A 6,932-nucleotide genomic window follows, 5' to 3' on the forward strand; every position below is an offset into this window, starting at 1 on the left:
GCGCTGCGTAGCGCAGGTGTCTCCCCACGAGTCGGGACTGTATCGCGGCGCTTCCAAGCCGGGGCTGTCCGAGAATCGCTCCGAGCAAGTTCGGACATGGCAGCGCCGACTTGCATCCGCTTGCGATGTTGAAGAACCAATCGCGTAACGATGATTCGACAAAGGAGAACCAAGCGCTGCGTTACGTAAGCACAGGCTGTTCGTTCGGGACAACCCCCGCTGTGTATTGATCAAGTCCGCGTTCGCAGCGAATCCTTTTGCTTCGCAGCACGTCGTCGAGACGCGCGCGGTTGTGATCGAAGTGCGGCCTCGGCGCGATCGGATGATCGAGGTGATAAACCAGGGCCCGGCCATACACGAACTTTCGCCCGCGCCCCAGGTTATAGATGCGGCTGCCCAGGTCGGAATCCGCTCCCATTCCACGGCCGAGATACGATTCATCAAAGCCATTCACGGCAACGACATCATCGCGCCAAAACGCCATGTTGCAGCCCAGGATTCCCCGCTGTCCGTGGTCGCGACGTATCAATGGAAACGGCAGCCGCACAGATTTGAAAGGGCGCGCAATCCTTCCAGACAGAGCCCACCGCGCGATCGACGTTCGCCCTGGTAGGAACGCCGCGGCGAACGGTTCCCGTATGAAACAGCGCCGTCCCTGCACCCAAAACCCGCGTTCCGCAAGCGTGCGATGATCCTGGATGAACTTGCGGTGCGGCACGCAATCGCCATCGAGAAACACCAGGTAGTCCCCGGTCGCGCGTGCAACGGCCTTGTTGAGAATGGTGGTTTTCAGAAATCCAACGTCGGGATGCCAGTGATGCTGGACTGGCGCGCGGGCGCTGGCGCTCCACTCTTTGATAAGACGGCGCGTTGTCTCGGCGGAACCGTCGTCAGCAATCAGGATTTCGGCTGGCCAATCGTCCTGCAGGGAGACGCCCTGAAAAACCTGGTGCAGAGCTTCGGGCTGATTGTAGGTGCTGATGATCAGGGAGATTTTCATGGCGATCAGGGTGATTTGCGCGTGCGCACCAACAGGTTTTTCCACGGTCGAAATTTCTGAAGCGTGCCGTTGGGCAGTTGCGCCGGCCAGCCCCGCGGGGTATCAATGGCCCGCAATCCATCCAGGTACAGCTTCCAAACCAATTCGAGGCTCTGCCGTCGCGCCGGCGATGGGTGAGGTCCGGGACCAACGACACGAGGATTGGTGTTGATCTCGTACACCTGGATGCGGCCGCGGAAGAATCCGAAGTCGGCCCGCCCATATTCAATGTCGGCGAGGTCGAACACCTTTCGCAGATGCTCGCAGTGGGGATTCTCGCGAAGAGCATCGAGTTCCTCGCGGTACAAGTCTTCGCCTGCGATTCCCGTTTTTCCATATTTCACGAGCCATGAGGTGTCGTGAACTGAAATGTGCGGAAGGATCTGATTGCCGATTCGGAAAGCCGAGTACTTGCGATAAAGCCCCGGGCGAAAGGGTTCTGCGGCGAACTCAACAACGAGCAGGTTCGCGGCGGGTGTTCCACTGCCAATCGCATCGTTCATCACGCGGTTCAATTCTTCACGTGTGTGCAGCAGGTCGCTGAGCGGTTCGCGATGCCCCTGGAGCTTCCGCACGAATACAGGAAAGCGGACATCGGTGAGGGGCTCGTCGCCGCGATACACATTGAAGTCATTAAGCCCGGCCTCGTGCAATCGGCGCAAGAGCGGATAACGCGACCTGACTCGCGCGGGATTATTCCAGACGGGAACACCGGCAGAGCGGAGATGCTGATACGCGTGAGCTGCGAGCTCGAGATCCCAATAGCTCAAGCGGTCCAGATCAGTGAAGACATACGTGCCCCGCCAGACGCAGCGCGAACGGAAGAGGCTGTCGTAGAACATCACTGAAATCGGCGGCGCCTGGCGAGCGCGTCTAACATCCTTAAGCGTGTAGCCGTGGCCGCGCGACAAGAGAAAGCGAATCATCGTTTTGCCGATGAGGACTGATTAGAACTTCCTACGCTTGACATATGACGGGCTGATGGTAGAAAGCGGACACCATGAAATCCACACAGAAACGCGTAGACCTCGATTGGAGCAAACTGTTCGGTTTCAACCAGGTCAAATCAGCGAAGAATACGCCCGAAGCCCGCGCGATCATCGGCGGCAAGATCGGTGCGAAAGTTGGTGGCAAAGGCCTTCCCCCGGTCGAAGCCAACACCTAGTCGATCGATGGTTCGAATCAATCAGCCGATTGGGTCATTCCAATCGGCTGAACTGTTTTAGAGAGCGTCCCGGCAGTTGCTTCCCGTTGATCCATAAAACCTGCAGTCATTGTGAATACCTCACTCGAAACTCCGTTGACCGAAAACCTTTACGATTTCGCACCGAGCGCTGCGCGCGCCCTGGAACTCGACAAGCGGATGCGTCAGCGCCTCTCACAAAGCCTGCAATACATCCAGGCAGAGGCTGGAGGCCAGCTGGCGGTCCCTCAATCGGAGTTTGCGTCGTTCGTCACGCGGCTGGAGCGCGGCAGTGTTTCGCCGCTCGCATTCGCCTTCTACAGCGAGATTGTTCTCGCCATAGAAGACAACGAAATGGAATACGCTTCGCAATTGTTCCAACAGATTCTTGCCTTGCGCACGCCGCCGCCGGAACTCGTTGTGCGGGACCTCGCTGACCCGCGAACAGATTTCCAGGCCGCCCGATATGCAAGGGCAATCGACACCGACCCGGGTGTTCCTTTCCAGATTTTTCCGCCATCGCCTGCGTCTTCGGAAAAAAGCCGGAAGGCCATCAACGCAGCGTTTGCATTGATGGATCAGGGGGACCCGGAACTCGCCGACGAAATTCGCGCCTTGTTGCGCGAGGTGGTTCTTGCTGCGGGCAGCGAGCGACCCGGCGAGTGGACTTTTGATGGAGCATCGTCGTTCATGCTTTGGGGCGGGATCCTGATCAATGCGAACCGCGACGACGGTCCATTGGCAATGGTGCAGATGCTGGCGCACGAAAGTTCGCACAATTTATTGTTTGGATTTTCAGCGGATGAATCGCTGATCGAGAACTCCCCGGAAGCCCGGTACGCGTCGCCTCTCCGCGCAGATCCGCGCCCCATGGACGGAATCTATCATGCGACGTTTGTGACCGCGCGCATGTACCGCGCTGTGCGGACGCTGCTCGACAGCGGTGTGTTGAATGCGGAGCAGCGGGTGCAGGCGGAAAAGGAACTGGCGGAGAACGAGCGATTGTTTCGCAAGGGAATTGCAACCGTCGTGGAACATGCACGCTGCACGCCAGCCGGCCAGAAGGTGATTCGCAGCGCCATTGATTACATGGCGGCACACGGGGTCGCGGTGTGACTCAACACTTTTAGTGACATTGTTTCCCGCCGCAGCACTTGATGCTGCGGTCACGACGTGAAACGATGCATCGCATGCACCACTTCTGCCTGCTCCTCGCCTTGCTTGCGTTTGCCTTCAGCGCGGTTGCTGCGCTGCCGGCTCCTCGTCAGATGGAAAACCTGACGCGCGGCGTGGTTGCCGTGAAGCAGGGGAATGCGGGGGTCTTCGTGAGCTGGCGGCTGTTTGGAACCGATCCCGAACACATCGCTTTCAACCTGTATCGCGCAACTGCTGACGGAGCCCCGGTGCGTGTCAATCGTGCTCCCCTTCGCGCAGCCACACATTTCATCGATGCTGCCGCTGATACCACGAAAACGCTCGAATATTTCGTCCGCCCGCTGGTCAACGGCCAGGAGTTCCCCGCAAGCAGGACGGCGAGGGCGTGGGAAACCAATTACATCGACATACCGATTCAAGCGATCGACGGCTACCGTCCAGGAGACGCATCGCTTGCGGACCTCGACGGAGACGGCGAATACGAGATCATTTTGCATCAGGCATCGCGCGGCCAGGACAACTCTTTCGCGGGCATCACGGGCAAGCCGATTCTCGACGCCTACAAACTTGATGGAACGTTCCTGTGGCGGATTGACCTGGGAATCAACATTCGTGAAGGCCAGCATTACACGCAGTTCATGGTGTACGATCTCAACGGGGATGGCCGGGCTGAACTTGCGTGCAAGACCGCGGACGGCACGCGCGATGGGACGGGAAAGGTCATAGGCGATGCGGACAAGGACTGGCGGAACAAGGAGGAGGGGACGCAACGCTACGGCCGAATCCTGAGCGGTCCCGAATACTTCACGATCTTTGATGGCCGCACGGGGGCGGCATTGCAGACTGTTGATTACGTTCCCAGCCGTGATCCAATTGACGGCTGGGGTGGCATTGGCGGCAACGGCGGAAATGACAGTTATGGAAATCGCTGCGATCGTTTCCTTGCGTGCGTCGCGTATCTGGACGGTGTTCGGCCGAGCGTGATCATGTGCCGTGGTGTTTACGGACGCACCGTTCTCGCAGCCTGGGATTGGCGTGATGGCAGGTTGACCAAACGATGGGTATTCGATTCGAAAAGCAGTTATCCCCCGTTCACGGATGCATCGCCATTTTCAGGAATGGGCGGTCACGCGCTTTCGGTTGCCGACGTCGACTTCGATGGCCGGGATGAAATCGTTTATCAGGCGATGACGGTCGACGACAACGGCAAGGGTTTGTATTCGACGCGCCGCCGCCATGGTGATGCACTGCACGTCAGCGACTTCGATCCGGAAAGGGCGGGATTGGAGTTGTTTCTGATCAGCGAGAACGAGGAGGAGACTACCCGGTTTCAAACGCCGGGAGCGGGGCTCCATGACGCGCGCACCGGCAGGGTGATCTGGTCGCACAGCCCAGGTATCGACGTTGGCCAGGGGTTGGTTGCAGATATTGATCCGCGGCATCGCGGGGCCGAGGCGTGGGGAGGCCCGGGCGGGTTGCGCAATATCAAAGGCGTTGAGATCGGCACAAAACCGCGTTCGACAGGATGGGCGTTATGGTGGGACGGCGATCTTCTTCGCGAATTGATGTCGAACAGCGGCGTCACGAAATGGAATTGGGAATCGGCCACTGAGGAACGGCTTTTCAGCACGGGCTTTGGAGGGGCGCGTGTCGTGGGCGACCTGCTGGGGGATTGGAGGGAGGAAATTGTGACCACTGCGCCGGGAGGACGCGCATTGAGGCTTTTTACGACAACGATCCCAACCGAGCACAGGCTTTATACGTTGATGCACGACCCGCAATACCGCGTCTCGATCGCGTGGCAGAACGTCTCGTACAACAAGCCGCCTCATACCAGCTTTTACTTGGGGCACGAAATGGAACGGCCGCCCCGCCCGAACATCCGCCTGATCGGTAATGGTGAGGACCTTGCGCCCTTGTTGGGATCCAGCCGCCGGCGTCGTTGAGGCGCCGCCAGCCAGGTTTTCGCGTTCAAGAGAGGAACTTTAACCGCGGATGAACACAGCGCCCACCAGGACAGAAAGGGGGCAATCGGGTCTGCGCGAGTTACGCCAGTTATCGCGAATTGGAGAGAGGGAATTTAATCACGGCGGGACACGGATGAACACGGATCTGAAGAAAAATGCTGAAACGCGAAAAAGCTAAAAGCTGAAATCCGTTCGACCTATCTATTCTTCGCGACCTTCGCGTGAGGTTATTTTGATTCGCAGGGGAAAACGGGTTTGCCTGGCTCCGGTTCATGAACGGGCGCTGCTGCTCATTCGTGTGGATTCGTGGTTTTGTATCGTTTTTCATCTCAACCGTTCCGGCTAAGTTCCGCCATTCGGCCGAACCATCCGCGCGCCAAAGAGGCCGCCTGCGAAATTGCCGGGATGCGCCTGAAGCCGAATGGACACTTTGGTTTTGCCTTCCGTGTATCCCAGTGGAATCCGATAAGTGGCTTCCCAGAATTCTCCTGGCCTGTCGTTCTGGAGGCGCTGCGTCGCGAGCTTCTGGCCATCGACCAAAATGTCGAACATACGGTTGCCGGTTTCCGAACCCCACCAGGTGCAGATCAATTCGTTGGTGCCGGCCGCATCGACTTTCATGTCGAACGAGAACCAGCCGCCATCGACCGCATGACGCAGCTTACGGCCGCTGTATTCGCCCGCATCGCTGCGTTCACCCTGCACATTGTGATCCCGTTCGGGCTGCATTTCTCCCGGTTGAAACCAATCGATCGTCCGTGCCTCCAGTGCCTGTTGTGCGGCCTGGACTGCTGCATGTTGTAATTGCTGCCGCTGCCATTGCTCCGCGGAAAACACGTCCCAATAAACCGCCTGGCGCCGATCATGCAATTCGTAAAACGGTTTGAGGATTGCATCGCGAGGCTTGCCGATGTTCCACGATCTGAAGTTTAAAGCTTCGCCGTCGGCAGCTGCGAGCGACTTCGACAACGGTTCTTCGGTCACAAACGCGGGCACCGCATTTGTGCTTCCAACAGGGCCCATGTCGCCAGCGAGGAGAATCGGGCCGGCAAAGACCGCCTGGCGGGCAGGGTTGTCGGGCATGGCTTCGGTTCGCAAATTCATCGGAAGCTCGACTTCAACAACATCCCCGGTCTGCCACTCACGTTCGACGGTGACATAGGTTTGTGGTTGAAACCGGGCGTCGACGGTCTGCCCGTTCAGTTTCACAGCGAATCCATTGGATGCCCATGCGGGATGGCGAACGTGCAGCGCGAGACGGAGAGGCTTGTCCGCGAGAATCGCGATTCGAGATCGCCCCGCTTTCGGAAACACCGTTTCCTGGCGCAGCCGGAGACCCTTTTCAGCCCAGTGCAGTTCAGAGGCAACGAACTGATTGACCCATAATTCGTCGCGTCCGTGGAAGTAGATATTGTCGTTGTAGCTGCCGTGATTTTCCATCCCGGTTCCGTTGCAACACGTGAAATCGTGCAGGCCGAGATACTGTTTGTGGCCGCCAGGTTCCAATGACACGAAGTAGCAAACCCGGCCGTTCTCCGGATTCAAGGACGCGAGGATATGATTCCACATTGCGCGTTCGTAGTAATCG

The 6,932-nt window shown here is 58.2% G+C and carries 6 protein-coding genes; 3 read left to right on the forward strand and 3 right to left on the reverse strand.

Translation table 11 applies throughout. The annotated features are described in order from the left end of the window. Nucleotides 1-181: 181 nt before the first annotated feature. Both VEH04_15310 and VEH04_15315 read right to left on the reverse strand, forming a co-directional pair. Nucleotides 182-1,000 (reverse strand): glycosyltransferase family 2 protein, encoded by an 819-nt coding sequence (locus tag VEH04_15310; protein HYG24146.1) that lies wholly within the window; start codon nucleotides 998-1,000, stop codon nucleotides 182-184. Between the two features lie 5 nt (nucleotides 1,001-1,005). Continuing rightward, a complete protein-coding gene (locus VEH04_15315; protein ID HYG24147.1) occupies nucleotides 1,006-1,965 on the reverse strand; it encodes a hypothetical protein in 960 nt (319 codons plus the stop codon). 74 nt (nucleotides 1,966-2,039) lie between these two features. On the opposite strand from VEH04_15315, the gene VEH04_15320 reads away from it, so the two are divergent. The 3 genes from VEH04_15320 (at nucleotide 2,040) to VEH04_15330 (ending at nucleotide 5,323) form a co-directional block, all read left to right on the forward strand. Next, entirely contained in the window at nucleotides 2,040-2,204 is a 165-nt protein-coding gene (locus tag VEH04_15320; GenBank protein ID HYG24148.1) for a hypothetical protein, read from the forward strand. Between the two features lie 111 nt (nucleotides 2,205-2,315). Then, nucleotides 2,316-3,338, forward strand: coding sequence for an HEXXH motif-containing putative peptide modification protein (locus VEH04_15325; protein ID HYG24149.1), 1,023 nt, complete (start codon nucleotides 2,316-2,318; stop codon nucleotides 3,336-3,338). A 65-nt stretch (nucleotides 3,339-3,403) separates the two neighbouring features. Further along, the gene (locus VEH04_15330; GenBank protein HYG24150.1) at nucleotides 3,404-5,323 is read left to right on the forward strand and encodes a rhamnogalacturonan lyase; all 1,920 of its coding nucleotides are present in this window, start codon (nucleotides 3,404-3,406) and stop codon (nucleotides 5,321-5,323) included. A 363-nt stretch (nucleotides 5,324-5,686) separates the two neighbouring features. Here the strand turns inward: VEH04_15330 and VEH04_15335 are convergent. After that, nucleotides 5,687-6,932: DUF6805 domain-containing protein (locus tag VEH04_15335; protein HYG24151.1), on the reverse strand; the 1,246-nt coding region annotated here is incomplete at its 5' end.

Source organism: Verrucomicrobiia bacterium (assembly GCA_035629175.1).
Taxonomy (GTDB): Bacteria; Verrucomicrobiota; Verrucomicrobiia; order Limisphaerales; family DASXHY01; genus DASXHY01.

Excerpts from the sequence above, each read along its gene's own strand:
- VEH04_15320 (HYG24148.1), top strand. The coding sequence starts at position 2,040 with ATGAAATCCACACAGAAACGCGTAGACCTCGATTGGAGCAAACTGTTC.
- VEH04_15310 (HYG24146.1), bottom strand. The coding sequence starts at position 1,000 with ATGAAAATCTCCCTGATCATCAGCACCTACAATCAGCCCGAAGCTCTG.
- VEH04_15315 (HYG24147.1), bottom strand. The coding sequence starts at position 1,965 with ATGATTCGCTTTCTCTTGTCGCGCGGCCACGGCTACACGCTTAAGGAT.
- VEH04_15330 (HYG24150.1), top strand. The coding sequence starts at position 3,404 with ATGCATCGCATGCACCACTTCTGCCTGCTCCTCGCCTTGCTTGCGTTT.